Source organism: Pseudomonas sp. B111 (assembly GCF_026428275.1).
Classification (GTDB): Bacteria; Pseudomonadota; Gammaproteobacteria; order Pseudomonadales; family Pseudomonadaceae; genus Pseudomonas; species Pseudomonas aeruginosa.
The window spans coordinates 1,644,869-1,670,684 of record NZ_CP097857.1; the positions used below are offsets into that span (position 1 = coordinate 1,644,869).

Below are 25,816 nucleotides of genomic sequence, written 5' to 3' on the forward strand. Positions count from 1 at the left end.
GCCATCAACGGCTTATCGATCATCGCCTCACAAGGAACGGAGTCTCATGAGCAACAAGAACAATCTCAGATACGCACTCGGCGCCCTCGCCCTCTCGGTTTCCGCCGCATCCCTGGCGGCACCTTCGGAAGCGCAACAGTTCACCGAGTTCTGGACGCCCGGCAAACCCAACCCGTCGATCTGCAAATCGCCGTTGCTGGTCAGCCCCCCGCTTGGCCTGCCGCGCTGCCTGCAAGCCAGCAACGTGGTCAAGCGCCTGCAGAAGCTGGAGGACATCGCCAGTCTCAACGACGGCAACCGCGCCGCCGCCACGCCGGGCTACCAGGCCTCCGTCGACTACGTGAAGCAGACCCTGCAGAAAGCCGGCTACAAGGTCAGCGTGCAGCCCTTCCCGTTCACCGCCTACTACCCGAAAGGCCCGGGTAGCCTGAGCGCCACCGTGCCGCAGCCGGTCACCTACGAATGGGAGAAGGACTTCACCTACCTGTCGCAGACCGAGGCAGGCGACGTCACCGCCAAGGTGGTCCCGGTGGACCTGTCCCTCGGCGCCGGCAACACCTCCACCAGCGGTTGCGAGGCGGAAGACTTCGCCAACTTCCCGGCCGGCTCGATCGCGCTGATCCAGCGCGGCACCTGCAACTTCGAGCAGAAGGCCGAGAACGCCGCGGCCGCCGGCGCCGCCGGGGTGATCATCTTCAACCAGGGCAACACCGACGACCGCAAGGGCCTGGAGAACGTCACCGTGGGCGAGTCCTACGAGGGCGGCATCCCGGTGATCTTCGCCACCTACGACAACGGCGTGGCCTGGTCGCAGACCCCGGACCTGCAGTTGCACCTGGTGGTCGACGTGGTACGCAAGAAGACCGAGACCTACAACGTGGTCGCCGAGACCCGTCGCGGCAACCCGAACAACGTGGTGATGGTCGGCGCGCACCTCGACTCGGTGTTCGAAGGCCCCGGTATCAACGACAACGGTTCGGGCAGCGCCGCCCAACTGGAGATGGCCGTGCTGCTGGCCAAGGCGCTGCCGGTCAACAAGGTGCGCTTCGCCTGGTGGGGCGCCGAGGAAGCCGGCCTGGTGGGCTCGACCCACTACGTACAGAACCTCGCCCCGGAAGAGAAAAAGAAGATCAAGGCCTACCTGAACTTCGACATGATCGGCTCGCCGAACTTCGGCAACTTCATCTATGACGGCGACGGTTCCGACTTCGGCCTCCAGGGTCCGCCCGGCTCGGCCGCCATCGAGCGCCTGTTCGAAGCCTACTTCCGCCTGCGCGGCCAGCAATCGGAAGGCACCGAGATCGACTTCCGCTCCGACTACGCCGAGTTCTTCAACAGCGGCATCGCCTTCGGCGGCCTGTTCACCGGCGCCGAGGGCCTGAAGACCGAAGAGCAGGCGCAGAAGTACGGCGGCACCGCCGGCAAGGCCTACGACGAGTGCTACCACAGCAAGTGCGACGGCATCGCCAACATCAACCAGGACGCCCTGGAGATCCACAGCGACGCCATGGCCTTCGTGACCAGTTGGCTGTCGCTGTCGACCAAGGTGGTCGACGACGAGATCGCCGCCGCCGGCCAGAAAGCACAATCGCGGTCGCTGCAGATGCAGAAGAGCGCCAGCCAGATCGAACGCTGGGGTCACGACTTCATCAAGTAACCGCGACTACCCTGCGCCGGGCCGCCGGCGCAGGTTCCCCATCCAGGCCCGGCTCATCCACCGGGCCTTTTTTCATCGGTGCGCGATCACTCCACCGCTTCCAGCAAGGTCGCCACGCCCTGGCCGCCGGCGATGCACTGGGTGGCGATGGCATAGCGCCCGCCGGTGCGCCGCAGCAACGCAGCGGCCTTGCCGGTGATCCGCGCGCCGGTGGCGCCCAGCGGATGACCGATGGCCAGGGCGCCGCCATCCAGGTTGATCCTGTCCATGTCCAGCCCCAGTTCGCGGATGCAGGCGATGGATTGGCTGGCGAAGGCTTCGTTGATCTCCACCAGGTCGATGTCGGCGATGCCCAGCCCGGCCCGTTGCAGAACCTTGCGCGTCGCCTGCACCGGCCCCATGCCCATGATCTCCGGCGCACAACCGGCCACCGCCACCGCCTTGATCCGCGCCAGGATCGCCAGCCCGTGGCGGCGCGCGAAGTCCTCGCTACAGACCAGCAGCGCGGCGCTGCCATCGGTGAGCGGCGACGAGGTGGCGGCGGTGACGCTGCCGCCGAACGCCGGCTTCAACTGGGCCAGGCTCTCCAGGTTGGTACCCGGGCGGATGCAGCCATCCTCGGCGACCCGGCCGGCGGGGGTGTCGATGGCGACGATCTCCTCGCGCAGCAAGCCGGCCTCGCGCGCGGCGACTGCCTTGGCGTGGGAGCGTACGGCCATCTCTTCCTGCTCGACGCGGCTGACGGCGTAGCGCTCGGCGACATTCTCGGCGGTCTGCCCCATGCTCATGTATACCGCCGGATAGTCCTGCAGCAACGCGGGATTGGGCGACAGGTTGAAGCCGCCCATCGGCACCCGCGTCATCGACTCTACCCCGGCGGCGATGAAGGCTTCTCCGGCGCCCAGCAGGACTTGCCCGGCGGCGTAGTGGACGGCGCTCATGGACGAACCGCAGAAACGGTTGAGGGTCGCACCGCCGAGGCTCTGCGGGAAGCCGGCACGGAAACTGGCGATGCGCGCGATGTTCATGCCCTGTTCCGCCTCCGGATAGGCGCAGCCCATGACCACGTCCTCCAGCAGCGCAGGGTCGAGATCGAGTTTCTCCACCAGCCCCTTGAGCACCGCGGCGGCCAGGTCATCCGGGCGGATATCGACCAGCGCGCCTTTCCTGGCGAAGTGGAACGGCGAACGGGCGTAACCGGCGATAACGACTGAAATCGGCGACATGAGGATATCTCCGTGAGATGGATTGGCTGGATCGCAGGAAGATATTACGCGCATAATATTTATTGAATGACAGTCGAAATACAATTTGACCGAAAAAGCCGCAGGACTCGCCGAAACGCCCTCAGACTTCGTTCAATTCGCTGATATGCCGATACTCGGCCCCCAGTTCCCGGGCCAGGCGCTCGGCCTTGCCCAGGCGCAACGGGCCGCTTTCGAGGTCGACCAGCAGGCTCGGGCAGGCAGCCTCCGGCAGCGCCGGCCAGTCGCGCAGACGGCCGTCGGTAAGCACCAGCAGACGCTGATGCTCGGCGGGTTTCTGCCGCTGTCGGCGCGCCAGCCAGCCAGCGGCCTGGTGCAGGGCGTCGAGCAGCGGCGTACCGCCGCCGGCGCCCAGCTGGCGCAGCCAGTCCTGCAACTCCCGCGAGGCCTTCTGCCCCTGCCAGAGCCATTGCGCCTGCTGCCCGGTGGCATGCAGCACGGCCAGGCGGATGCGCTGCCGATAAGCCTCCTCGAACAGCGTCGCCAACACTCCCTTGGCCTGGGCCAGGGCGCCGTACCGGCGGGTGCTGGCGGAGGCATCGACGATCACCAGCCAGAGTTCGCCCGGGCGCCGGCTGCGCGGCTGGCGAAGCAGGTCGCGGCGCTGTCGGGGACGTCCGCGCAGCAGGGTCGGCAACCATTGGATGGCGCCCTCCGCACCCTGGCTCAGGGCGCCGCCAAGACCGCCGCGCAGGGCTCCGGGTCTGCTCCTGGCATCCGCACCCATGACCGAGCGCGGGCGGATGCTCAGGGCTTTTTTGGCCAGCGCGGCAGCTCGCGGGCGGTCCCCATGGCCACCGGCCGAGCCGGCAATTCGCCCCACTGCCCTTCGCCGTCGCCGGCGCGCTCCGGGAGCGCGGCAGGGGCCGCGGGCGGTGGCGGTGGATTGGCCGCCGATGGCGGCGGGCTCGACTGACGACGGCGATGCAGCAGGGCGAAATGTTCCACCGCATCGATGTCCTCCGCCTCGATCCGCTCGCCGCCGCGCCAGGCCGCATGGGCACGCGCCGCGCGCAGCCAGACCAGGTCGGCGCGCAGGCCATCGACAGCCGCCTCGAAGCAGCGTCGGGCGATGCTGTCCAGCGCCGCATCGTCCAGGGGAATCCGCGCCAGCCGCCGGCGCGCCTCGGCGCAACGGCGGCGCAGGGTGTCCTGCTGGCCTTTCCAGCGTTCGACGAAGGCCTGCGGGTCGGCATCGAAGGCCAGCCGGCGACGGATGATCTCTGCCCGCTCGGCCGGCGGCGGCTGGGTGTCGAGGCGCACGTTGAGGCCGAAACGGTCGAGCAGTTGCGGGCGCAGTTCGCCCTCTTCCGGGTTCATCGTGCCGATCAGCACGAAACGCGCCGGATGCCGGTGGGAAATGCCATCGCGCTCGACCAGGTTGACGCCGCTGGCGGCGACGTCGAGCAACAAATCCACCAGGTGGTCCGGTAGCAGGTTCACCTCGTCGACGTAGAGCACGCCGCCGTCGGCCTTGGCCAGCACGCCCGGGGAAAACCGCGCGCGACCTTCGCCGAGGGCGGCGTCCAGGTCGAGGCTGCCGACGATGCGCTCCTCGCTGGCGCCCAGCGGCAGGGTAACGAACTCGCCCGCCGGCAGCAGTTCGGCGACGCCCCGCGCCAGGGTCGACTTGGCCATTCCGCGCGGCCCCTCGATCAGTACCCCGCCGATCGCCGGATCGACCGCGGCCAGGCACAGCGTCAGCTTCAGTTCGTCGGCGGCGACCACGGCGGACAGGGGGTAATGCACGGTAGCGCTCATGGGGATTCCTGCGGCGGACGGACGGAAATACGGACCGCCAAGTCTATCAGGCCGGCGGCGCCGGTATCGAACCGTGAAACAGTCGTTGAACCGGCCGCCTCGCTTGCAGTAAGCTCGGGACTCGTTCACGGGAGAAACCCATGCCGCACACCCGCCATCCGCACCTGCACTCCAGCGCCTCGCGCCCTGGCCTGTCGTTGCGCGCGCGTGCGCCGCAGGCACCCCGTGCCGCGTATTTCTTCGGGTATTGGTTTAGCCACTCCGGCGCCTGATACCCCAACGGCGCCCACTGTATACGGGACGCCTACCCTGCACACGCAAACCCCCGGTCGGCTCCCCGACCGGGGGTTTTGTTTTTCCAGCCCGATTTTCCGGCCCACAAGGCCACAACCACAGACCAACGCACAGGACATCGATCATGACCGCATACCGCTACCGCACTGGCTACCCGCTCAACACCTGGCGATTTAGCGACGGCCGCCAGCCGCTCGCCAACCCACGACATTGCCGAACACCTCGATAGGGCACGACGCGCGCGGGATGCCCGCCGCCAGCCCAGGAAGCCAGACCATGAACTCATCCGTATCCGCACTGACCGCCCTTTCGCCGAACGCCCAGGCCGTCGCCCTGCCCAGCGCCACCGCCCGTACCGCCCTGGAACGCCTGCCCAGCCCGCTCGAACTCAAGGCTCGACAGCCGTTGCCGCTGGAGCTGGCCAGCCAGGTCGCCGCCAGCCGCGACGCCATCCGCGCCATCCTCGACGGCGACGACCCACGCCTGCTGGTGGTAGTCGGTCCCTGTTCGATCCACGATCCCCGCTCCGCCCTCGAATACGCCGAACGCCTCGCCGCGCTGAGCGACGAACTCGACGGCCAGTTGCTCCTGGTGATGCGCGCCTACGTGGAAAAGCCACGCACCACGGTGGGCTGGAAGGGCCTCGCCTACGACCCGCACCTGGATGGCAGCGACGACATGGCCGCCGGCCTGGCGCTATCCCGGCAACTGATGCTGGACATGCTGCGCCTCGGCCTGCCGCTGGCCACCGAACTCCTGCAACCGCTGGCCGCCGGCTACTTCGACGACCTGCTGAGCTGGGCGGCGATCGGCGCGCGCACCAGCGAATCGCAGATCCACCGCGAGCTGGTCAGCGGCCTCGGCCTGCCGGTGGGCTTCAAGAACGGCACCGACGGCGGCGTCGGCATCGCCTGCGACGCGATCCGTTCGGCGGCCCACGGCCACCGCCATTTCGGCCTCGACCCGCACGGTCACCCGGCGCTGATCGAGACCCGCGGCAATCCGGACACCCATGTGGTGCTGCGCGGCGGCCGCCACGGTTCGAACTACAGTCCCGAGCAGGTGCAGGCCGTACGCCAGGCCCTGGAAAGCCAGGGCATCGCCACGCGGATGATGGTCGATTGCAGTCACGCCAACAGCGGCAAGAACCCGCTGAACCAGCCCGGCGTCCTCGCCAGCGTGCTGGACCAGCGCCTGGTCGGCGCCAGCGACCTGGTCGGGGTAATGCTGGAAAGCCACCTGTTCGACGGTTGCCAGGCGCTCGGCGGCGAACTGCGCTACGGCGTCTCGATCACCGACGGCTGCCTCGGCTGGGAAGGCACCGAGCGGATTCTCCGCGACGCCGCCCGGCGGCTCGCCGAGGGGCGCTGAAAGCGGCGCGAGCGGCCATGCCGCTCCGCTATTCCTCTTCGACGTCCAGCAGCAGGTTCTCCAGGGCCTCGCGATAGGCCCCCGGCTCCTGCCAGAGCCCGCGCCGCTGCGCCTCCACCAGGCGCTCGGCCATGTCGCGCAAGGCTTGCGGATTGTGCTGGCGGACGAACTCGCGGGTCTCCGCGTCGAGCAGGTAGGCGTCGGCCAGCAGCGCGTACTGGTGGTCGTCGATCAGCTCGCTGGTGGCATCGAAGGCGCACAGGTAGTCCACCGTCGCCGCCAGTTCGAAGGCGCCCTTGTAGCCGTGGCGCTTCATCCCGGCGATCCACTTCGGATTCACCGCCCGCGCCCGCACCACCCGGTTGAGTTCTTCCTTGAGCGTGCGGATGCGCGGGTTGTCCGGCTGGCTGTGGTCGCCGTGGTAACTGGCCACCGGCGCGCCGCGCAGGGTTTCCACCGCCGCCAGCATGCCGCCCTGGAACTGGTAGTAGTCGTTGGAATCGAGCAGGTCGTGCTCGCGGTTGTCCTGGTTGTGCAGCACCGCCTGCAGGCGTTCCAGGCGCTGGGCGAAGCGTTCCCGCGCCGGCGTGCCGTCGTCGGCGGCACCGTAGGCGTAGCCGCCCCAGTTCAGGTAGACCTCGGCAAGGTCGGCGCGGGTCTCCCACAGCCGCTCTTCGATTGCGCCCTGCACGCCGGCGCCGTAGGCACCCGGCTTGGCGCCGAAGATCCGCCAGCCGGCCTGCCGGCGCGCCTCCGCCGGCGCCGTACCCTGCGCCTCGAGGCGCTGGCGTTCCAGGCGTACGCGAGCGGCCAGCGGGTTCAACTCCTCCGCCTCGTCCAGCTCGGCGACCGCCTGCACCGCCGCATCGAACAGGCGGATCAGGTTGGCGAAGGCGTCGCGGAAGAACCCGGAGACCCGCAGCGTCACGTCGACCCGCGGGCGGTCCAGCAGGGAGACCGGGAGGATCTCGAAATCGGCGACGCGCTGGCTGCCGGCCTGCCAGACCGGTCGCACGCCGAGCAGGGCCAGGGCCTGGGCGATGTCGTCGCCGCCGGTGCGCATGGTCGCCGTGCCCCACACCGAGAGGCCGAGCTGGCGCAGGTGATCGCCATGTTCCTGCAGGTGACGCTCGAGCAGCAGATTGGCCGACTGGAAGCCGATGCGCCAGGCGGTCGGGGTCGGCAGGTTGCGCACGTCCACCGAGAAGAAGTTGCGTCCGGTGGGCAGCACATCGAGTCGCCCGCGACTCGGCGCGCCGCTCGGACCGGCCGGTACGAAGCGCCCTTCGAGGGCTGCCAGCAGTCCGTCGATCTCGGCCGCGCCACAGGCGTCCAGGGACGGTGCCACCTGTTCGCACAAGCCGCGCAACACCTCGCCGCTGGCACGCCAGGTGGCAGGCGGCGATTCGCCGCCCAGGCAGCGTTCTATCCAGTGCAACGCCAGCAATTCCAGGCGTTCGCGGGTATCCCCGAGAGTACGCCAGGGCTCCCCGCCCCGCTCTTCCAGGCAGGCCGGCCGCGCGCCCTGCCAGGCCTCGCCCATGTCGCAGGCCAGCGGATCGAAGCCCAGGCCAAGGTCGTCCGCCAGGCTCTTCAGCAACCCGGCGTTGGCGCCCTTGCCATCGCCGCGCGGAACCCGCAGCAGCGCCAGCAGGGTATCCAGGCGCAATCGCCCGCTCGGCGATTCGCCGAACACATGCAGGCCGTCGCGGATCTGCGACTCCTTCAGGTCGCAGAGATAGGCGTCCAGCTGCGGCAGCCAGCTGTCCGGATCGTCGCTGAGCTGCAAGCCGATCTCGCGGTCGAGACGGTTGTCGCGCAGGAGGACGAGAATCTCGCCGCGCAACTGTTCGGCGCGGCGCGGGTCGAGCAGCGAGGCATCGTAGAACTCGTCGGCCAGGCGCTCCAGGTCGCGCAGCGGGCCGTAGCTCTCGGCGCGGGTCAGCGGCGGCATCAGGTGGTCGATGATCACCGCCTGGGTGCGGCGCTTGGCCTGGGCGCCCTCCCCCGGATCGTTGACGATGAACGGATAGATGTTCGGCAGCGGACCGAGCAACGCGTCCGGCCAGCATTCGGCGGACAGGCCGACTCCCTTGCCCGGCAGCCATTCCAGGTTACCGTGCTTGCCGACGTGCAGCAGGGCATCGGCGCGGTAGGCGTGGCGCAGCCAGAAGTAGAACGCCAGGTAGCCGTGCGGCGGCACCAGGTCGGGATCGTGGTAGATCGCTGCCGGATCGAGCTGATAGCCGCGCGCCGGCTGGATGCCGACGAAGGTCAGGCCATAGCGCAGGCCGGCGACCATCATCCGCCCGTCGCGGAACATCGGGTCCTGTTGCGGTTCGCCCCAGCGCGCCAGCACCGCCTGGCGATTGCGCTCCGGCAGGCGTGCGAAGCAGGCCAGGTAGTCGTCCAGCGCCAGGCTCTGGGCGCAGGGCCGTAGGTCGAGATGCTCCAGGTCGTTGCTGACGCCGCCGAGCAACTGGCGGATCAGCTCGGTTCCGCTGGCGGGCAGTCCGTCGACCGGGTAGCCCTGCTGGCGCAGGGCACGAAGGATGTTCAGCGCCGCCGCCGGGGTGTCCAGGCCGACGCCGTTGCCGATCCGGCCATCGCGGGTCGGGTAGTTGGCCAGCACCAGCGCCACCCGTTTTTCCGCGTTTGGCTTGCGCGCCAGCTCGGCCCAGCGCCGCGCCAGTTCGGCGACGAAATCCATGCGCTCGTCGTCGGCGAGGTAGCAGACCACGTCGCTCTCGCTGCGTTCGCTGCGCCAGGCCAGGCCCTTGAAACTGATCGGCCGGGTGACGATACGTCCGTCCAGCTCCGGCAGCGCCACGTGCATGGCCAGGTCGCGCGGCCCCAGGCCTTGCGGGTTGTCCAGCCAGAGCGGGCGGTTGTCCAGCGAGCAGATCGCCTGCAACACCGGCACGTCGCGACGGAACGGACGCAACTCGGGCGCCTCCGGATTGGACTGGGCGAAACCGGTGGTATTGACGATCAGCGCGGCGTCGCTGCGCTCCAGCCAGTCTTCCACCTGCGCCAGGCAGGCGCTTTCCTTGAGGCTGGCCAGCGCGATCGGCAACGGGTTGAGCCCCTGCGCCGCGAGGCGTTCGCAAAAGCGTGCGATGAAGGCGGTGTTGGCTGCCTGCAGGTGGGTGCGATAGAACAGCAACGCGACCACCGGACACCCGGCCTGCCAGTCGGCACGCCAGTGTTCCAGGGTCGCCTCTGCATGCCGTGGATGGAACAGCGCCACCCGCGGCAGCGCCTGCGGTTCGCGCCAGGCGTAGTCGCGGCCGAGGCACTGGCTGGCCAGGCAGCGGTAGAACTGCCCGGCGTTCTCAAGGCCGCCCTGGCGCAAGTATTGCCAGAAGCGCTCGGCCTGCTCCGCCGGCAGGTTGCCGAGGGCGCTCAGCTCCGGGTCGGGGCGGTCGTCGCCGGGCACCGGGATCAGCAGCGCGCCGCGCTCGGCCAGCGCCACCAGTTGCTCCACGCCGTAGCGCCAGTAGCCGATGCCGCCGTGCAGCGAAAGCAGGATCACCCGTGCGTGCCGCAGCACTTCCTCGACGTAGAGGTCCACCGAGGCGTGGTTCTGCAACTGCATGGGGTTGGCCAGGCGCAGACTCGGGTAGTCGTCCGGCAGCGCACGGGCGGCCTCGGCCAGCAATGCCAGGTGCGAATCGCCGCTGCAGAGGATCACCAGCTCGGCGGGAGTCTGGGCCAGGTGGGCGATGCCGTCGTCGGGAACGAAGCCGCCGGGTTGGGTGCGCAACAGGTGCATGGACGTTCTACCGGTAGGACGCAAGAAGCTGGGGCCGGCGAATCGCCATCGCCGGCCCCGGCCGGGGATCACGGATCAGGCAAGCGCTGTGCGCAGCTGGTTGGCGATGGCGGCCTGGTCCAGCTCCTGGCCGATCACCACCAGCCGGGTGCTGCGGGCTTCGTCGGCCAGCCACTTGCGGTCGAAATGCCTGTCGAAGCGCTTGCCGACGCCCTGCACCAACAGGCGCATGGGCTTGCCCGGAATGGCGGCGAACCCCTTGATGCGAAGTATGTCGTGACGCTCCACCAGTTCGCCGAGGGCCTCGAGCAGCGCAGCTTCCTCCACCTCGGGGAGATCGACGTGGAAGGAGTCGAACTCGTCGTGGTCGTGGTCCTCGTGGCCTTCGTGGTCGTGGTGGGTCGGCCGGCCGTCGATGTGCAGCTCGGCCTCGGCGTTGAGGCCCAGCAAGACCGGGAGCGGCAGCTCGCCCCGGCTCGCCTCGACGATCTTCACCGCCGCCGGCAGCTCCCCGGCGATCTCCGCGCGGACCCGCGCCAGGGCCTCGGCGTCGAGCTGGTCGGCCTTGTTCAGGATCACCAGGTCGGCACTGGCCAACTGGTCCTCGAACAGTTCGTGCAGCGGCGATTCATGGTCGAGGTTGGGGTCCTGGCGGCGTTGCTGGTCCACCTGCTCGGGATGGGCGGCGAAGGTGCCGGCCGCCACCGCCGGGCTGTCGACCACGGTGATCACCGCGTCGACCGTGCAGGCGTTGCGGATTTCCGGCCACTGGAAGGCCTGCACCAGCGGCTTGGGCAGGGCCAGGCCGCTGGTCTCGATGAGGATCTGGTCAAGGTCGCCGCGGCGCGCCACCAGCTCGCGCATCACCGGGAAGAACTCTTCCTGCACGGTGCAGCACAGGCAACCGTTGGCCAGCTCGAAAACGCGGCCCTGCGCCTCTTCTTCGCTGCAACCGATGGAACATTGCTTGAGGATCTCGCCGTCGATGCCGAGTTCGCCGAACTCGTTGACGATCACCGCGATGCGCCGGCCTTCGGCGTTGTCCAGCATGTGCCGGAGCAAGGTGGTCTTGCCGGCGCCGAGGAAGCCGGTGACGATGGTGACGGGGAGTTTCGCCAGGGTTTTCATGGGCAGCCCTTGTTCAGCTCGGCGGGCATGCGGACGAGTGGCGCGGACGCAGGGGCCGCGCAACGGATTCGCCACCGGATCACCCCGCCCGGTTGTATGGAAGTCTTGTCCCCGGGCATCGCGCCACGGGATCGACGAGGCAGGTCTCCTGGCTCACGGTCTGGCGTCTCCGCCGGTTCCCCGCCTTCCCGCGTCACGCAGTGGCATTGGGGAACGATCGCCGTTCACAGTTGCGGGGGCAGCCGCGGCATCGACCGCGTTCCCTCTTAGCCCCGCCGTCGCCGGCGAGGAACCTCGAACCGGCAAGGCTACGCAGTGCGCGGGCCAGGGTCAATCGGGCCGGTTGACGCCCGGCGGTCCTTCATGCTGTCCTAGGCGGGTTGTCCCAGGTGTCTCGTGCCGGCGCGCACGAGGTGAAACGGGAAGCCGGTGACGCTCTCCGAGCCAGTCCGGCGCTGCCCCCGCAACGGTAAGCGCATCGCGCGCGAGCCCGGAGACCGGCCTGGAACCTTTCGTTTGATTCACCCGCGGTGGGCGGGCGCAAGCGTGAAGCGGGCCGTCCGGGCCTGTTCCTCGTGCGTACTCCTCTGCCACGCCCATGCCAATCCAGAGGGAACGCACCATGTCCAGCAGCACCCTGGCGCACGCCAGCTCCACCACCTCCCTGTCGAAGCGACTGAGCCTGGCCATCGGCGCCGGCCTGCTCGGCGCGCTGCTGGTCTATTTCGCCGGTTTCTCGCACATCGACGCGGTACACAACGCCGCCCACGATACCCGGCACAGCTCCGGCTTCCCCTGCCACTGAGTCGCGAGAGAACCAGAATGATCAAGCGCATCGCCCAGACCGCCGGCTTCGCCGGCCTGCTCGCCGCCCTGCTGCTGACCCTGCTGCAGATTCTCTGGGTCACCCCGCTGATCCTCGAGGCGGAGACCTACGAGAAGAGCGAGCCGGTCGCGGCCCAGCCCCACGAACACGCCCCCGGCGTCGCCGCCCATGTCCACGACGAGGAGGCCTGGGAACCGGAAGACGGCTGGCAGCGTACCCTCTCCACCACCGGCGGCAACCTGGTGGTGGCGGTCGGCTTCGCCCTGATGCTCGCCGGCCTCTTCACCCTGCGCGCGCCGGGCCAGACCTGGCAGGGCCTGCTCTGGGGCCTGGCCGGCTACGCGGTGTTCTGCCTTGCGCCGTCGCTGGGCCTGCCGCCGGAGCTGCCGGGTACCGCCGCGGCCGACCTGGTGCAACGCCAGTACTGGTGGATCGCCACCGCCGCCGCCACCGCGGTGGGCCTGGCCCTGCTGGTGTTCGGCGGCAACTGGCCGCTGAAGCTGGTCGGCGCCGTCCTGCTGGCGCTGCCGCACCTGTTCGGCACGCCGCAGCCCGAGGTCCATGCCAGCCTGGCGCCGGAAGCCCTGGCCCAGCGTTTCGTGATCGCCTCGCTGGTCAGCAATGCGCTGTTCTGGGCCGCCCTCGGCCTGGCCGCTGCCTGGCTGTTCCGGCGCAACCGGGGCGGCGTCGACGCCTGACCGCCTGCCACCCGCGACCCTTGCCGGTCGCGGGTCCATAGTGTCTCTCCTTCCATCTCCTCCGGTCCGCGCATGCCCCTGCCCATCCCCAGCCTGCTGATCGCCGGCATCGGCTGCCGCCGAGGCTGTAGCGCCGAGCATCTGCGCGCGCTGCTGGAGCGAACGCTGGGCGAACACGGGCGCAGCCTGGCCGACCTGGACGCCCTCGCCAGCATCGACGGCAAACGCGACGAACCCGGCCTGCGGCAACTGGCCACGCTGCTCGAACGCCCCGTGCATTTCCTCGCGCCCGCCGTCCTGCACGACTACGAGCCGCGCCTGCTCAGCCCCTCCGCCGTCGCGCTGCGCGAAACCGGCTGCTCCAGCGTCGCCGAGGCCGCCGCCCTGGCCCTGGCCGAACGCCTGGGTGGCGGTCGCGCCGATCTGCTCGGGGCGAAACGCAGCGATGATCGGGCGAGCATCGCCCTGGCACGTCTTCTCACCGAACGAGAACTCCCATGACCGTCTATTTCATCGGCGCCGGTCCCGGCGACCCCGACCTGATCACCGTCAAGGGGCAGCGCCTGATCCGCCAGTGCCCGGTGATCCTCTACGCCGGCTCGCTGGTTCCGCAAGCGCTGCTCGAGGGGCACCAGGCCGGCCAGGTGGTGAACACCGCCGAGCTGGACCTCGAACAGATCGTCGAGCTACTCGCGCAAGCCCATCGCCGCGGCCTCGACGTAGCCCGCGTGCATTCCGGCGATCCCTCCCTGTACGGCGCCATCGGCGAGCAGATCCGCCACCTGCGCGAACTCGGCATCCCCTATGAGATCGTCCCCGGAGTCACCGCCACCGCCGCCTGTGCCGCCCTGCTCGGCTGCGAGCTGACCCTGCCCGAAGTGTCCCAGACGCTGATCCTGACCCGCTACGCCGCACGCACGAAGATGCCGGAAGGCGAGAGCCTGGGCGACCTGGCGCGGCACCGGGCGACCCTGGCGATCCACCTGGGCGTCGCCCACCTGGCGAAGATCGTCGAGGAACTGCTGCCGCACTACGGCGCCGACTGCCCGGTCGCGGTGATCCACCGGGCCAGTTGGCCCGACCAGGAACAGGTTCGCGGCACCCTCGGCGACATCCTGCCCAAGGTCGCCGCCAGGAATTTCCGCCGCACCGCGCTGATCCTGGTCGGCGAGGTGCTGGCCGCCGAAGGCTTCGCCGACTCTTCGCTGTACCGCGCCGAGCATCGACATCTCTATCGACCCGGCGATTGAACCGCCGTCCTTAGGTTCGGCGCCGACCACCGGCAGCACGCCTAGACTCGTCGCAAGGCTTGCGACAGCGGGCCGGCACGGCTAGCGTTCAGCGCTGGCCCCTTTTTTCCTGAAGCCTTCGGACACCCATGAAACGATTCCTCCTCGGTCTGGTTCTGCTGCTGGCGGTCGCCGCCGGCGTCCTCTACTTCGTCCCGGCTACCCTCCTCGCCAGCGTACGCACCGTCGAGCGCGGCCTCGCCGGTCTCAGCGAGCACAGCGTGCAGGTCGACAACCTGGAGATCGCCTACCTGGAAGGCGGCTCGGAGAAGAACCCGACCCTGTTGCTGATCCACGGCTTCGGCGCGGACAAGGACAACTGGCTGCGCTTCGCCCGGCCGCTGACCGAGCGCTACCATGTGGTCGCCCTCGACCTGCCCGGCTTCGGCGACAGCAGCAAGCCGCAACAGGCCAGCTACGACGTCGGCACCCAGGCCGAGCGAGTCGCCAATTTCGCCGCCGCCATCGGCGTGCGCCGCCTGCACCTGGCCGGCAACTCCATGGGCGGGCACATCGCCGCGCTCTACGCGGCGCGCCATCCGGAACAGGTGCTATCGCTGGCGCTGATCGACAACGCCGGGGTGATGCCGGCGCGCAAGAGCGAACTGTTCGAGGACCTGGAGCGCGGCGAGAATCCCCTGGTGGTGCGCCAGCCGGAAGACTTCCAGAAGCTGCTCGACTTCGTGTTCGTCCAGCAACCGCCGCTGCCGGCGCCGCTCAAGCGCTACCTCGGCGAGCGCGCGGTAGCCGCGTCGGCGTTCAACGCGCAGATATTCGAACAACTGCGCCAGCGCTACATCCCGCTGGAGCCGGAACTGCCGAAGATCGAGGCACCGACCCTGCTGCTATGGGGCGACCGCGACCGCGTGCTGGACGTCTCCAGCATCGAGGTGATGCGTCCGCTGCTGAAGCGGCCCAGCGTGGTGATCATGGAAAACTGCGGACACGTGCCGATGGTCGAACGCCCAGAGGAAACCGCGCAGCACTACCAGGCTTTCCTCGACGGCGTACGGAACGCCCAGGTGGCCGGTCGCTGAAAACGCGAACCGGCGCCTGGGCGCCGGTTCGGGGGAGCGGGAGCCGTCGCGAGGACGGCTCGGATCCAGGCCTCAGGCCTGGATCAGGTTGGCGATCTGCACGTCCGGGTTGACGTCCTGCTCGTAGTCGACCCCAGCGACCTCGAAACCGAACAGGTTGAGGAACTCGCTCTTGTAGCCGGCGAAGTCGGTCAACTCGTAAAGGTTCTCGTTGGTTACCTTGTCCCACAGCTCCTCGACACGGGACTGCACTTCCGGCTGCAGTTCCTTGTAGTCGGCACGCAGGCGGCCTTCCTCGTCGAGGCGCGGCTCGGCGCCGTACAGGCTCTCCCGGTACAGGCCGTCGACCTGCTCGATGCAACCTTCGTGGGTGCCCTGCTCCTTCATCACCTTGAACAGCAGCGACAGGTACAGCGGCATCATCGGGATCGCCGAGCTGGCCTGGGTCACCACCGCCTTGAGCACCGACACGCGCGCATCGCCGCCCAGCGGGGCGAGCTTGTCGCGGATACCGAGGACCTTCTGGTCGAGATCCTTCTTGGCCGCGCCGATGGAACCGTTCCAGTAGATGTCGTGGGTGATCTTCTCGCCCAGGTAGGTGAACGCGGTGGTCTTCGCGCCGTCGGCCAGCACGTCGGCTTCCAGCAGCGCGTCGATCCACATCTGCCAGTCCTCGCCGCCCATCACCGCAACGGTATCGGCGACTTCCTGGTCGCTGGCCGCCTCCAGGACGACGTCCTTGATCACTTCCTTGTCGGTGTCCAGGCCACGGAAGCTGACCGACTTGCCGATCGGCTTGAGGGTCGAGGAGAACACTTCGCCGCTCTTCGGATGGGTACGGCGCGGCGCGGCCAGGCTGTAGACCACCAGGTCGACCTTGCCGAGATCGCGCTTGATGGTCTCGATGGTCAGCCGCTTCACCTCGTCGGAGAAAGCGTCGCCATTGATGCTGCGGGCATACAGGCCTTTCTCGTGGGCGAACTTCTCGAAGGCCGCCGAGTTGTACCAGCCGGCGGTGCCCGGCTTGCTCTCGCTGCCCGGACGCTCGAAGAACACCCCGAGGGTATCGGCGCCGGAACCGAACGCGGCGGTGATGCGGGCAGCCAGGCCATAGCCGGTGGAGGAACCGATGACCAGGACCTTCTTCGGTCCGTTGACGACGGGGCCCTTGGCCTCGACGTAGTCGATCTGTTGCTTGACGTTGGCCTCGCAGCCTGCCGGATGGGTAGTGACGCAGATGAAGCCACGCACGCGCGGTTTGATGATCATGAAAACCTCGGTTGCTAGATGCCGGAAAAGCACATTCAGGAGCTAGAGACGTCGCGCATTGTAAATGAGACACCTCCGCTTGGGCGGACCGAAGGCAGGAATCGTGACCAAAGGGTCACGCGTCGCAGCCCGGACATAAAAAAACCCGCTCCGGGGAGCGGGTCTTGTCGGCTTGGAATCGGGCTCAGACGGCCTTTTCCAGCTCCGGTACGGCGTCGAACAGGTCGGCGACCAGGCCGTAGTCGGCGACCTGGAAGATCGGCGCCTCTTCGTCCTTGTTGATCGCGACGATCACCTTCGAGTCCTTCATGCCCGCCAGGTGCTGGATGGCACCGGAGATACCTACCGCGATGTACAGCTGCGGGGCGACGATCTTGCCGGTCTGGCCGACCTGCATGTCGTTCGGCACGAAACCGGCGTCGACCGCGGCGCGGGAAGCGCCGACTGCGGCACCCAGCTTGTCGGCCAGGGCGTAGAGGATCTTGAAGTTGTCGCCGTTCTGCATGCCGCGGCCGCCGGAGACCACGATCTTGGCAGCGGTCAGTTCCGGACGGTCGGACTTGGCCAGCTCTTCGCCGACGAAGGCGGACTTGCCGGCATCGGCCGGGCCGGAAACCTGCTCGACGGCAGCCGAACCGCCTTCGGCGGCGACGGCGTCGAAGCCGGTGGTACGCACGGTGATCACCTTGACCGCAGCCGAGGACTGCACGGTAGCGATGGCGTTACCGGCGTAGATCGGACGCTTGAAGCTGTCGGGGCTGACCACTTCGACGATCTCGGAGATCTGGTCGACGTCCAGCAGCGCGGCGACGCGCGGCAGGAAGTTCTTGCCGTTGGTGGTAGCCGGGGCCAGCACGTGGCTGTAGTTCTTGCCCAGCTCGGCGATCAGCGGTGCGACGTTTTCCGGCAGTTGATGGGCGTAGGCGGCGTTGTCGGCGACCAGCACCTTGGAGACGCCCTCGACCTTGGCGGCGGCTTCGGCCACGGCGGCAACGTTCTGTCCGGCGACCAGCACGTGGATGTCGCCGCCAATGGCCTTGGCAGCGGCAACGGTGTTCAGGGTGGCAGCCGCCAGGGCCGCGTTGTTGTGCTCAGCGATAACCAGGATAGCCATTAGATTACCTTCGCCTCGTTCTTCAGTTTCTCTACCAGTTCAGCCACGGACTTGACCTTGATGCCAGCGGAGCGTGCAGCCGGCGCCTCGACCTTCAGGGTCTTCACGGTGGAAGCGGTGGAAACGCCCAGGGCGTCCGGGGTCACCACGTCCAGCGGCTTCTTCTTGGCTTTCATGATGTTCGGCAGCGACGCGTAGCGCGGCTCGTTCAGGCGCAGGTCGGTGGTGACGATGGCCGGCAGGTTCAGCGCGACGGTCTGCAGACCGCCATCGATCTCGCGGGTCACGTTGACCTTGTCGCCAGCGACCTCGACCTTGGAGGCGAAGGTGCCCTGGGCGTAGCCGGTCAGCGCGGCGAGCATCTGGCCGGTCTGGTTGTTGTCGCTATCGATGGCCTGCTTGCCGAGGATCACCAGCTGCGGCTGCTCCTTGTCGACCACGGCCTTGAGCAGCTTGGCCACGGCCAGGGAGTTCAGCTCGTCGTTGCTCTCCACCAGGATCGCACGGTCAGCGCCCAGCGCCAGCGCGGTGCGCAGTTGCTCCTGGGCGGCGGTCGGGCCGACGGAGACAGCGACGATCTCGGTAGCCACGCCCTTCTCTTTCAGGCGTACGGCTTCTTCCACGGCGATTTCGCAGAAGGGGTTCATGGACATCTTGACGTTGGCGAGGTCGACGCCGGAGTTGTCCGCCTTGACGCGGACCTTGACGTTGTAGTCGACCACTCGTTTGACTGCTACAAGAACCTTCATGGATTCCTCGTTATTCTCCGGTGAATAAGGATGTCGCCAGACAGGCCTGGCCGGTGATGCTCGCCGGCCGGAAACCGACACTCTGCTAGACAGCGACCGCAAAACCGCCCGTATCTTGACCGGATCACCCTTTTCGGTCAATACGGCAAAAGGGTGGTTTCCCCCCCTCGAATGCCGATTCTATCAGGCTTCCAAAGAATTCAAACAAACGTTTGTATTGGACCTGCCCATGCAGCTATATATAATGCGCCCGCTCTGATCAGGGAAAGATCTCAGCCACCAATAAACAGATACCGTGAGCCTTGAGTAGGAGATCGATAGTGGAACGCGAATACATGGAATTCGACGTCGTCATCGTCGGCGCCGGCCCCGCCGGTCTGTCCGCCGCATGCCGACTGAAGCAGAAGGCCGCCGAAGCCGGTCAAGAGATCAGCGTCTGCGTGGTCGAGAAGGGTTCCGAAGTGGGCGCCCACATCCTCTCCGGCGCGGTGTTCGAGCCGCGCGCGCTGAACGAGCTGTTCCCCGACTGGAAGGAACTCGGCGCGCCGCTCAATACTCCGGTGACCGGCGACGACATCTACGTCCTGAAGAGCGCCGAGAGCGCTACCAAGGTGCCCAACTTCTTCGTGCCCAAGACCATGCACAACGAGGGCAACTATATCATCTCCCTGGGCAACCTCTGCCGCTGGCTGGCCCAGCAGGCCGAAGGACTGGGCGTGGAGATCTACCCGGGCTTCGCCGCCCAGGAAGCGCTGATCGACGAGAACGGCGTGGTCCGCGGCATCGTCACCGGCGACCTCGGCGTCGACCGCGAAGGCAACCCGAAAGAAGGCTACTACACCCCCGGCATGGAGCTGCGGGCCAAGTACACCCTGTTCGCCGAAGGCTGCCGCGGGCACATCGGCAAGCAACTGATCAAGAAATACAACCTGGACAGCGAGGCCGATGCCCAGCACTACGGTATCGGCATCAAGGAAATCTGGGACATCGACCCGTCCAAGCACAAGCCCGGCCTGGTGGTCCATACCGCCGGCTGGCCGCTGAACGACGAAAATACCGGCGGCTCGTTCCTCTACCACCTGGAGAACAACCAGGTGTTCGTCGGCCTGATCATCGACCTGTCCTACAGCAACCCGCACCTGTCGCCGTTCGACGAGTTCCAGCGCTACAAGCACCACCCGGTGGTCAAGCAGTACCTGGAAGGCGGCAAGCGCGTGGCCTACGGCGCCCGGGCCATCTGCAAGGGCGGCCTGAATTCGCTGCCGAAGATGGTCTTCCCCGGCGGCGCGCTGATCGGTTGCGACCTCGGCACCCTGAACTTCGCCAAGATCAAGGGCAGCCACACCGCGATGAAGTCCGGCATGCTCGCCGCCGACGCGATCGCCGAGGCCCTGGCCGCCGGCCGCGAAGGCGGCGACGAGCTGTCCAACTACGTCGATGCGTTCAAGGCCAGCTGGTTGTACGACGAACTGTTCCGCAGCCGCAACTTCGGCGCGGCCATCCACAAGTTCGGCGCTATCGGCGGCGGCGCGTTCAACTTCATCGACCAGAACATCTTCGGCGGCAAGATCCCCGTCACCCTGCATGACGACAAGCCGGACTACGCCTGCCTGAAGAAGGCCAGCGAAGCGCCGAAGATCGACTACCCGAAGCCGGACGGCAAGCTCAGCTTCGACAAGCTGTCCTCGGTGTTCCTCTCCAATACCAACCACGAGGAAGACCAGCCGATCCACCTCAAGCTGGCCGACGCGAGCATTCCGATCGAGAAGAACCTGCCGCTCTACGACGAGCCGGCCCAGCGCTACTGCCCGGCAGGCGTGTACGAAGTGGTGGCCAACGACGACGGCAGCAAGCGCTTCCAGATCAACGCGCAGAACTGCGTGCACTGCAAGACCTGCGACATCAAGGACCCGGCGCAGAACATCACCTGGGTGGCGCCGGAAGGTACCGGCGGGCCGAACTACCCCAACATGTAAGGCAAACGAAAAAGGCTCCCTCGGGAGCCTTTTTTTCATGCTGCGCCTGTCAGTCCGGCTGCGGGCCGATGGGAAAGAACTCGCCGTGGCTCCAGACGCCGAGCCATTCGATGCCGTCGATCCGGCGCGGCACCGCCAGCTCGACCAGTTGGTAGAACACGTTGCGATGCACCAGCGCCTCGAGGTTGTCGCGCACCCGCAGGTAAGGCGTGGGTTCCTGGGTGCCGGGGTCGATCTCGACGCGCAGCGGATGCCCGGCGTCCGCCTCGACCTCGTCCTCGACGTTGGTGGCGAAGCGCAGTACCTGCGCCCCGCCCTCGCCCTGCACCTGCAGGGTCACCGCGACGAAGGGCGCATCGTCGACGCGGATACCGACCTTTTCCACCGGAGTCACCAGGAAATAGTCGTCGCCGTCGCGGCGAATGATGCTGGAGAACAGCTTCACCATCGGCTTGCGTCCGATCGGCGTGCCCAGGTAGAACCAGGTACCGTCGCGGGCGATGCGCATGTCGATGTCGCCGCAGAACGGCGGATTCCACAGGTGCACGGGCGGCAGGCCCTTCTTTTCGCCCCTGGGGATCTGCGCCAGCAGGTCGTTGGCCTTGCCGGTATCACTCATAGCCTGTTCCTCGACTGTTCAGGCCCAGCAATTCCTGGGCGTATTGCTCCAGCGGCGGACGCAGCAGGTCTTCCGGGGTGGCGTCGTAGAACGTCAGGAAACCGCCGCGGCTGCGAATGGTCGCGCTGTCCACCAGGAAACGGGTGCTGGTCTCGATCAGCATGACCTGGATGACACTGCGATCGCGCCCGACCCGGCCGAGTTCCTCTTCGTCTTCCCACTCCTCCCAGTTGCCGATCCTGTTGTCGCCCCGGGCGAAACGGCAGTACAGCAGGTAGTGGGCGCCGGCGGCACGCGCCTCGCGCATCGCGTCGTCCAGGCCGAGCGGCGCCTTGGCGCGGCGCACCAGCGGGAAATACTCGACGAAACCTTCGAAGGCCTGCTCGGCCACCACGTTCGGCCGCGCGTACCGGTAGCCCGGCGGCACGAACGGGCCCTGGCCGATGTAGATGAAGGAGTCGGCCTGGATCCGCCGGTTGTTGCTGCGCTGGCTGGCGCTGTGATCGAGCACCCCGGCGTCGCGCAGGTAGTAGTCGGCGCCGTCGGCCAGGTCGCTGGGCTTCATGCAGGCGGACAGGCTGCCCAGGAGGAGCATCGCCAGGGCGATACGGAACAGGTGCAACATCGGTCATCTCCCCTGCCGGCGTCGGAAAACCGGCGAATGACGAGCCGATGCAGCTTCCGCGCCATCACAGGCCACGCTGCCACTCCTGGCGCAGGGCAGCGTGCTGCGGCTGCTCGATGGCCTGGCGGACCTCGGCCAGCAGGCGCGCCTTGTCGGCACCCAGCTCGCCCTTGAGCACCAGATAGTTGGAAGCGTGGTCGCTGCGAAATACCGTGTCTTCGAGCTCCAATCCCTGCAACAGGCGTTCGACCTCGACGAACAGGGCACGCCGATCCAGCGCCTCGAAATCGGCGAAGCCAGCACGGAAACGCTGCTCGCCGGTAGGGAAACTCACCACCAGGGTCGACAGGTACTCCGGCTGGGCGGCGTTCATCAGGCGCGCGGAGTTGTCCGCGTGCTGCGCGCTCAGGGTCATTCCGCCCAGACCGTTGAGGATCATCACCGAACGACTGATCCCCGCCTCGCCAAGCTTTTCCAGCGCATCCAGGGTAGAGGAATAGGTCTCGCCCTTGTTGACCCGTGCCAGCACTTCGTCGTCGCCGGACTCGGCGCCGACATAGGCCATTCGCAGCCCGGCGTCGGCCAGTTCGCGCAACTCGTCGACCGACTTCCTGCGCAGGTTGCGCGGCAGGCAGTAGCTGGATACCCGCTCCACCTCCGGCAAGTGCTCGCGAATCGCCTGCAGCACCGCGAGCAGCCGGCGGGTCGGCAATACCAGGGCGTCGCCATCGGCGAGAAACACCCGCTTGACGATCAGGCGCTCGCCGCAGCGGCGGATCTCCTCCAGTACCTCGTTCTCGTCGCGGGCGCGAAATTTCTTTTGCGGCTGGGTATACATCTCGCAAAAGCCGCATTTGTTCCAGGAACAGCCATTGGTCACCGGGAGGATCAGCGAATGCGCCTCGCTCGGGGGCCGGAACACCGGTTCGATGTAGTGGATAGGGAATTCACGGACACTCATCGGAGAACTCCTGAACGAACGTGGAGCCGCCGGCGGATTCGCCGGAAATGGGCAGCCGACGTCCCGCCGGCGGATCGATGGGCGACGAGTATATCCCTGCCGGCAAAGAGTGCGCGGGGCGCAGTGACTGCGTCCCGGCACCACAGGCATCAGGCGCTGGGAGCGTCGCCTTCGCGCTTGCGCTTGTTGCCCATGCGCACGCCGATATCCATCAGGAAGTGGAAGAAACCTTCCTGGTCTTCCAGCACCTCGCGCCAGAACGGCGAGTGGTACAGCGCCACGGCGCCATGCACCAACGCCCAGGCAGCGCAATAATGGAAGTACGGCGGAACGTTCTCCAGCTTGCCGTCGGCGATACGCTCCTTGATCAGCTGGGTCAGGCGTTCGAAGTTGGAGGCGCGGATCTTGTGCAGCTCCTCGACCATCTCCGGCACCTGGCTGGTCTTCACCACCTTCTCTTCCAGGCGGTCGAACAGGCGGTAGCGCTGCGGATCGCGCATGCGGAACTCGAAGTAGGCGCGCGACAGGGCTTCCTTGTCGCGGGCTACGTCTTCGGAATGGAACAGGGCGGCGAGATCGCGCTCGTAGTCCAGCATCAGGCGCAGGTAGATCTCCGCCTTGGACTTGAAGTGCTTGTAGATCGTGCCTTTGCCGATGCCGACGGCATCCGCGATCATCTCGACCGTTACGCTGTCTTCCCCCTGTTCGAGGAACAGCTTGAGGGCGGTATCGAGAATCTCCTGTTCACGGCGACGAAATTCACGAACTTTGCGAGGCTCTTTCTGCATAAAAAGACTGTCAGGTCAAAATGAGTCAAAAATCGAAGCCGCGTATTATGCCTATTCAGCACGAAAATGCACGGAACATCCGACGATGAATTGTTACCAGGACGAATTCGACCAGACCAACGGTCTGCGCTACCTCAACCACGCAGCGGTCGCACCCTGGCCTAGACGCGCCGCCGACGCGGTGAGCGCCTTCGCCCGGGAGAACGTCGCCCACGGCTCCAGCGACTATCCGGAATGGCTGAAGATAGAACATCGCCTGCGCGAACGCCTTGCCCGACTGCTCAATGCGCGCGCCGGCAGCGACCTCGCACTGGTCAAGAACACCTCCGAGGCGCTTTCCTTCGTAGCCTTCGGCCTGGATTGGCGAGAGGGCGACCAGGTCGTCATCGGCAACGAGGAGTTCCCCTCCAATAGAGTGGTCTGGGAAGCCTTGCGCCCGCGCGGCGTCGAAGTGGTCGAGGTCGGTCTCGCCGGCGACGACCCCGAGGGCGCCCTGCTCGCCGCCTGCGGCCCACGCACCCGCCTGCTGTCGATCAGCGCGGTGCAGTACGCCAGCGGCCTGCGCCTTGACCTGGAGCGCATCGGCACGGGATGTCGCCGCCGCGGCGTGCTGTTCTGCATCGACGCGATCCAGCAGCTCGGCGCCCTGCCCTTCGACGTACAGGCCTACGATTGTGCCTTCGCCATGGCCGATGGGCACAAGTGGATGCTCGGCCCCGAAGGGCTGGGCGTCTTCTATTGCCATCCCGAGCAGCGCGAGCGCCTGGCGCTGCACGAATATGGCTGGCACATGCTGGAACATGCCCTCGATTACGAGCGTCGCGACTGGCGGCCGGCGCGCAGCGCCCGGCGCTTCGAATGCGGCAGCCCGAACATGCTCGGCGCGATGGCCCTGGAGGCCAGCCTGGGGCTGTTGGAGGAGGTCGGCATGGAGCGGGTCGACAGAGACATCGCCGAGCGCGTCCAGTGGCTACAGGACGGTCTGTCGGGAATTCCCGGGGTACGCCTGCACAGTCCGCGGAACCCGAGCCGACGCGCGGGCATCCTGACCTTCAGCCTGGACGGCCAGGACAGCCGGACACTCTTCGAAACGCTTCGCCAGGAGCGGGTCATTTGCGCCCAGCGTGGCGGAGGTATCCGTTTTTCCCCGCACTTCTACACGAGTTCGACGGTGATCGACGACACCCTGGCGATCTTGCGCCAGGTCGCAGGCACCTAGGTGCTCAAGGACGGCGAGGGTATTCCAAATCTGTTTAAAAAACCGCCAGCCCTGTCTGGACGCCCCACGAACATGACCAATACTGAAAGGTACTGGCGCGCGGTATCTCCCCCCAAGTACCCAGCCAGTGAAGGTACCGAGGAATGCGTACCTTTGTTCCACTCCTAATGGTCTTGACCCGGATTCATCCCCCAGAACCCGGGTTTTTTTTATCCGTTTGCCGGCCTAGCGGGCCAACGGAAACAGCCGATGGAAATTGGCGGTAGTCTGCTCCGCCAGGGTTTCCAGGCTGACGCCACGCAACGTCGCGAGGAATTCGGCGACATCGCGCACGTATTCCGGCAGGTTCGGCTTGCCGCGATGGGGAATCGGCGCCAGGTAGGGCGAGTCGGTCTCCACCAGCAGCCGGTCGGCCGGTACCTGGCGAGCCACCTCGCGCAGGGCATCGGCATTGCGGAAGGTGACGATGCCGGACAGGGAAATGTAGAAGCCCAGGTCCAGCGCCGATCGCGCCATCTCCCAGTCCTCGGTGAAGCAATGCAGCACGCCGGCCTGCGGCAACGCCGCCTCGCGCAGCAGCGCCAGCGTATCGGCGCGCGCCTCGCGGGTGTGCACGATCACTGGCTTGGCGGTGATCCGCGCGGCTTCCAGGTGCAGGCGAAACGCCTCCTGCTGCAACTCGGCGGCTTCCGGTTCGTAGTGGTAGTCGAGGCCGGTCTCGCCGATCGCCACCACCCGCGGATGCGCCAGTTCGCCTAGCAGCCAGTCCAGCGCTGGCGCGCTTCCGGGCTCCAGGTCCAGCGGGTGCACGCCGACCGAACAGTGCACGTCGGCATAGCGCTCGGCCAGGGCCTTCACCGCCTGGGCATTGTCGGCGCTGACGCCGATGCAGAGGAATTGACCGACGCCACGCGCTCGCGCGGCATCCAGCGCCGCATCGAGCGAGCCGCCATGGGCGGCCAGGTCGAGGCGATCGAGGTGGCAGTGGGAATCGACCAGCATGATCCTGTCTAGCGTTACATCGTGTGGGTCGGCCGGTCCGACTTCAGCGCCCCGGCCAGGTAGGTTTCGATCTTGTTGCGGGCGGTGTTGTCACCGTCGTTGAACTGCACGCCGATGCCCGCCGCACGGTTGCCCTGGGCGCCCTTCGGGGTGATCCAGACGACCTTGCCGGCCACCGGGATCTTCTCCGGCTCTTCCATCAGGTTGAGCAGCATGAAGACCTCGTCGCCAAGCTTGTAGTTCTTGTTGGTGGGAATGAACAGCCCGCCGTTCCTGATGAACGGCATGTAGGCGGCGTAAAGCACGGACTTGTCCTTGATGGTCAAGGACAGGATGCCGTTACGCGGCCCCAGATTGGGTGGCAAACTCATGCAGGTTCCTGCCAGTCGAATA

Annotated in this window: 23 protein-coding genes and 2 riboswitches; of the genes, 9 read left to right on the top strand and 14 right to left on the bottom strand. The window is 67.1% G+C overall.

The genetic code is table 11. From position 1 onward, the window contains the following. Positions 1-46: 46 nt before the first annotated feature. Positions 47-1,657, top strand: coding sequence for an aminopeptidase PaaP (gene paaP / locus M6E97_RS07895; RefSeq protein WP_049311247.1), 1,611 nt, complete (start codon positions 47-49; stop codon positions 1,655-1,657). Positions 1,658-1,743: 86 nt separating this feature from the next. Here paaP and M6E97_RS07900 read toward each other — a convergent pair whose 3' ends face one another. From M6E97_RS07900 to M6E97_RS07910, 3 genes are all read right to left on the bottom strand, one after another. Next, positions 1,744-2,883, bottom strand: coding sequence for a thiolase family protein (locus M6E97_RS07900; RefSeq protein ID WP_003101465.1), 1,140 nt, complete (start codon positions 2,881-2,883; stop codon positions 1,744-1,746). A 121-nt stretch (positions 2,884-3,004) separates the two neighbouring features. Next, positions 3,005-3,649, bottom strand: coding sequence for a vWA domain-containing protein (locus M6E97_RS07905; RefSeq protein WP_003119819.1), 645 nt, complete (start codon positions 3,647-3,649; stop codon positions 3,005-3,007). A gap of 20 nt (positions 3,650-3,669) precedes the next feature. Beyond that, complete coding sequence (locus M6E97_RS07910) at positions 3,670-4,683, bottom strand: ATP-binding protein (RefSeq protein ID WP_034005343.1); 1,014 nt, start codon at positions 4,681-4,683, stop codon at positions 3,670-3,672. Between the two features lie 570 nt (positions 4,684-5,253). Here M6E97_RS07910 and M6E97_RS07915 point away from each other — a divergent pair. After that, complete coding sequence (locus M6E97_RS07915; RefSeq protein WP_003110207.1) at positions 5,254-6,348, top strand: 3-deoxy-7-phosphoheptulonate synthase; 1,095 nt, start codon at positions 5,254-5,256, stop codon at positions 6,346-6,348. Positions 6,349-6,376: 28 nt separating this feature from the next. Here the strand turns inward: M6E97_RS07915 and cobN are convergent, their stop codons facing one another. Further along, a complete protein-coding gene (cobN, locus tag M6E97_RS07920; protein ID WP_034005341.1) occupies positions 6,377-10,123 on the bottom strand; it encodes a cobaltochelatase subunit CobN in 3,747 nt (1,248 codons plus the stop codon). 75 nt (positions 10,124-10,198) lie between these two features. After that, positions 10,199-11,251, bottom strand: a complete 1,053-nt coding sequence (cobW, locus tag M6E97_RS07925; RefSeq protein ID WP_003113998.1) for a cobalamin biosynthesis protein CobW — start codon at positions 11,249-11,251, stop codon at positions 10,199-10,201. Positions 11,252-11,371: 120 nt separating this feature from the next. Beyond that, a riboswitch (cobalamin riboswitch) is annotated at positions 11,372-11,563 on the bottom strand. 58 nt (positions 11,564-11,621) lie between these two features. Further along, positions 11,622-11,772: riboswitch (cobalamin riboswitch) on the top strand. A gap of 101 nt (positions 11,773-11,873) precedes the next feature. Between cobW and M6E97_RS07930 the strand changes: the two genes are divergently transcribed. The 5 genes from M6E97_RS07930 to M6E97_RS07950 all read left to right on the top strand — a co-directional run bounded on the left by M6E97_RS07930 (position 11,874) and on the right by M6E97_RS07950 (position 15,101). Next, complete coding sequence (locus tag M6E97_RS07930; protein WP_003091059.1) at positions 11,874-12,056, top strand: CbtB domain-containing protein; 183 nt, start codon at positions 11,874-11,876, stop codon at positions 12,054-12,056. Between the two features lie 17 nt (positions 12,057-12,073). Next, positions 12,074-12,775, top strand: a complete 702-nt coding sequence (locus M6E97_RS07935; protein WP_034005339.1) for a CbtA family protein — start codon at positions 12,074-12,076, stop codon at positions 12,773-12,775. A 72-nt stretch (positions 12,776-12,847) separates the two neighbouring features. Further along, the gene (locus M6E97_RS07940; RefSeq protein ID WP_003091063.1) at positions 12,848-13,276 is read left to right on the top strand and encodes a cobalamin biosynthesis protein; all 429 of its coding nucleotides are present in this window, start codon (positions 12,848-12,850) and stop codon (positions 13,274-13,276) included. Beyond that, positions 13,273-14,025 (top strand): precorrin-4 C(11)-methyltransferase, encoded by a 753-nt coding sequence (cobM, locus tag M6E97_RS07945; RefSeq protein ID WP_023099417.1) that lies wholly within the window; start codon positions 13,273-13,275, stop codon positions 14,023-14,025. Before M6E97_RS07940 ends, cobM begins: the two co-directional genes overlap by 4 nt. Before the next feature lie 128 nt (positions 14,026-14,153). Then, complete coding sequence (locus M6E97_RS07950) at positions 14,154-15,101, top strand: alpha/beta fold hydrolase (protein WP_003091085.1); 948 nt, start codon at positions 14,154-14,156, stop codon at positions 15,099-15,101. Positions 15,102-15,173: 72 nt separating this feature from the next. Here M6E97_RS07950 and fabV read toward each other — a convergent pair whose 3' ends face one another. The 3 genes from fabV to M6E97_RS07965 form a co-directional block, all read right to left on the bottom strand. Further along, complete coding sequence (gene fabV / locus M6E97_RS07955) at positions 15,174-16,370, bottom strand: enoyl-ACP reductase FabV (RefSeq protein WP_003102929.1); 1,197 nt, start codon at positions 16,368-16,370, stop codon at positions 15,174-15,176. Positions 16,371-16,554: 184 nt separating this feature from the next. Beyond that, a complete protein-coding gene (locus M6E97_RS07960; protein ID WP_034005338.1) occupies positions 16,555-17,484 on the bottom strand; it encodes an electron transfer flavoprotein subunit alpha/FixB family protein in 930 nt (309 codons plus the stop codon). Further along, positions 17,484-18,233, bottom strand: coding sequence for an electron transfer flavoprotein subunit beta/FixA family protein (locus M6E97_RS07965; RefSeq protein ID WP_003091107.1), 750 nt, complete (start codon positions 18,231-18,233; stop codon positions 17,484-17,486). The genes M6E97_RS07960 and M6E97_RS07965 overlap by 1 nt, the downstream gene beginning before the upstream one ends. A gap of 320 nt (positions 18,234-18,553) precedes the next feature. On the opposite strand from M6E97_RS07965, the gene M6E97_RS07970 reads away from it, so the two are divergent. Further along, the gene (locus M6E97_RS07970) at positions 18,554-20,209 is read left to right on the top strand and encodes an electron transfer flavoprotein-ubiquinone oxidoreductase (protein ID WP_003091109.1); all 1,656 of its coding nucleotides are present in this window, start codon (positions 18,554-18,556) and stop codon (positions 20,207-20,209) included. 49 nt (positions 20,210-20,258) lie between these two features. On the opposite strand, the gene M6E97_RS07975 is transcribed toward M6E97_RS07970, so the two are convergent. The 4 genes from M6E97_RS07975 to M6E97_RS07990 form a co-directional block, all read right to left on the bottom strand. Continuing rightward, on the bottom strand, positions 20,259-20,828 hold the full coding sequence (locus tag M6E97_RS07975; RefSeq protein ID WP_003091111.1) for a DUF1285 domain-containing protein: 570 nt from the start codon (positions 20,826-20,828) through the stop codon (positions 20,259-20,261). Further along, complete coding sequence (locus M6E97_RS07980; RefSeq protein WP_003091112.1) at positions 20,821-21,453, bottom strand: DUF4823 domain-containing protein; 633 nt, start codon at positions 21,451-21,453, stop codon at positions 20,821-20,823. Before M6E97_RS07980 ends, M6E97_RS07975 begins: the two co-directional genes overlap by 8 nt. Positions 21,454-21,517: 64 nt before the next feature. Next, positions 21,518-22,414 carry a radical SAM protein gene (locus tag M6E97_RS07985; protein WP_003091113.1) on the bottom strand — a complete coding sequence of 299 codons (897 nt, stop codon included), beginning with the start codon at positions 22,412-22,414 and terminating at the stop codon, positions 21,518-21,520. Between the two features lie 149 nt (positions 22,415-22,563). Further along, on the bottom strand, positions 22,564-23,202 hold the full coding sequence (locus M6E97_RS07990; protein ID WP_003091114.1) for a TetR/AcrR family transcriptional regulator: 639 nt from the start codon (positions 23,200-23,202) through the stop codon (positions 22,564-22,566). Between the two features lie 85 nt (positions 23,203-23,287). Here M6E97_RS07990 and M6E97_RS07995 point away from each other — a divergent pair, with 85 nt between their 5' ends. After that, a complete protein-coding gene (locus M6E97_RS07995) occupies positions 23,288-24,421 on the top strand; it encodes an aminotransferase class V-fold PLP-dependent enzyme (RefSeq protein WP_033938016.1) in 1,134 nt (377 codons plus the stop codon). A gap of 225 nt (positions 24,422-24,646) precedes the next feature. On the opposite strand, the gene M6E97_RS08000 is transcribed toward M6E97_RS07995, so the two are convergent. Next, complete coding sequence (locus M6E97_RS08000) at positions 24,647-25,423, bottom strand: TatD family hydrolase (RefSeq protein WP_003091117.1); 777 nt, start codon at positions 25,421-25,423, stop codon at positions 24,647-24,649. Positions 25,424-25,437: 14 nt separating this feature from the next. After that, positions 25,438-25,794 (bottom strand): PilZ domain-containing protein, encoded by a 357-nt coding sequence (locus M6E97_RS08005; RefSeq protein WP_003091119.1) that lies wholly within the window; start codon positions 25,792-25,794, stop codon positions 25,438-25,440. Between the last annotated feature and the right edge of the window lie 22 nt (positions 25,795-25,816).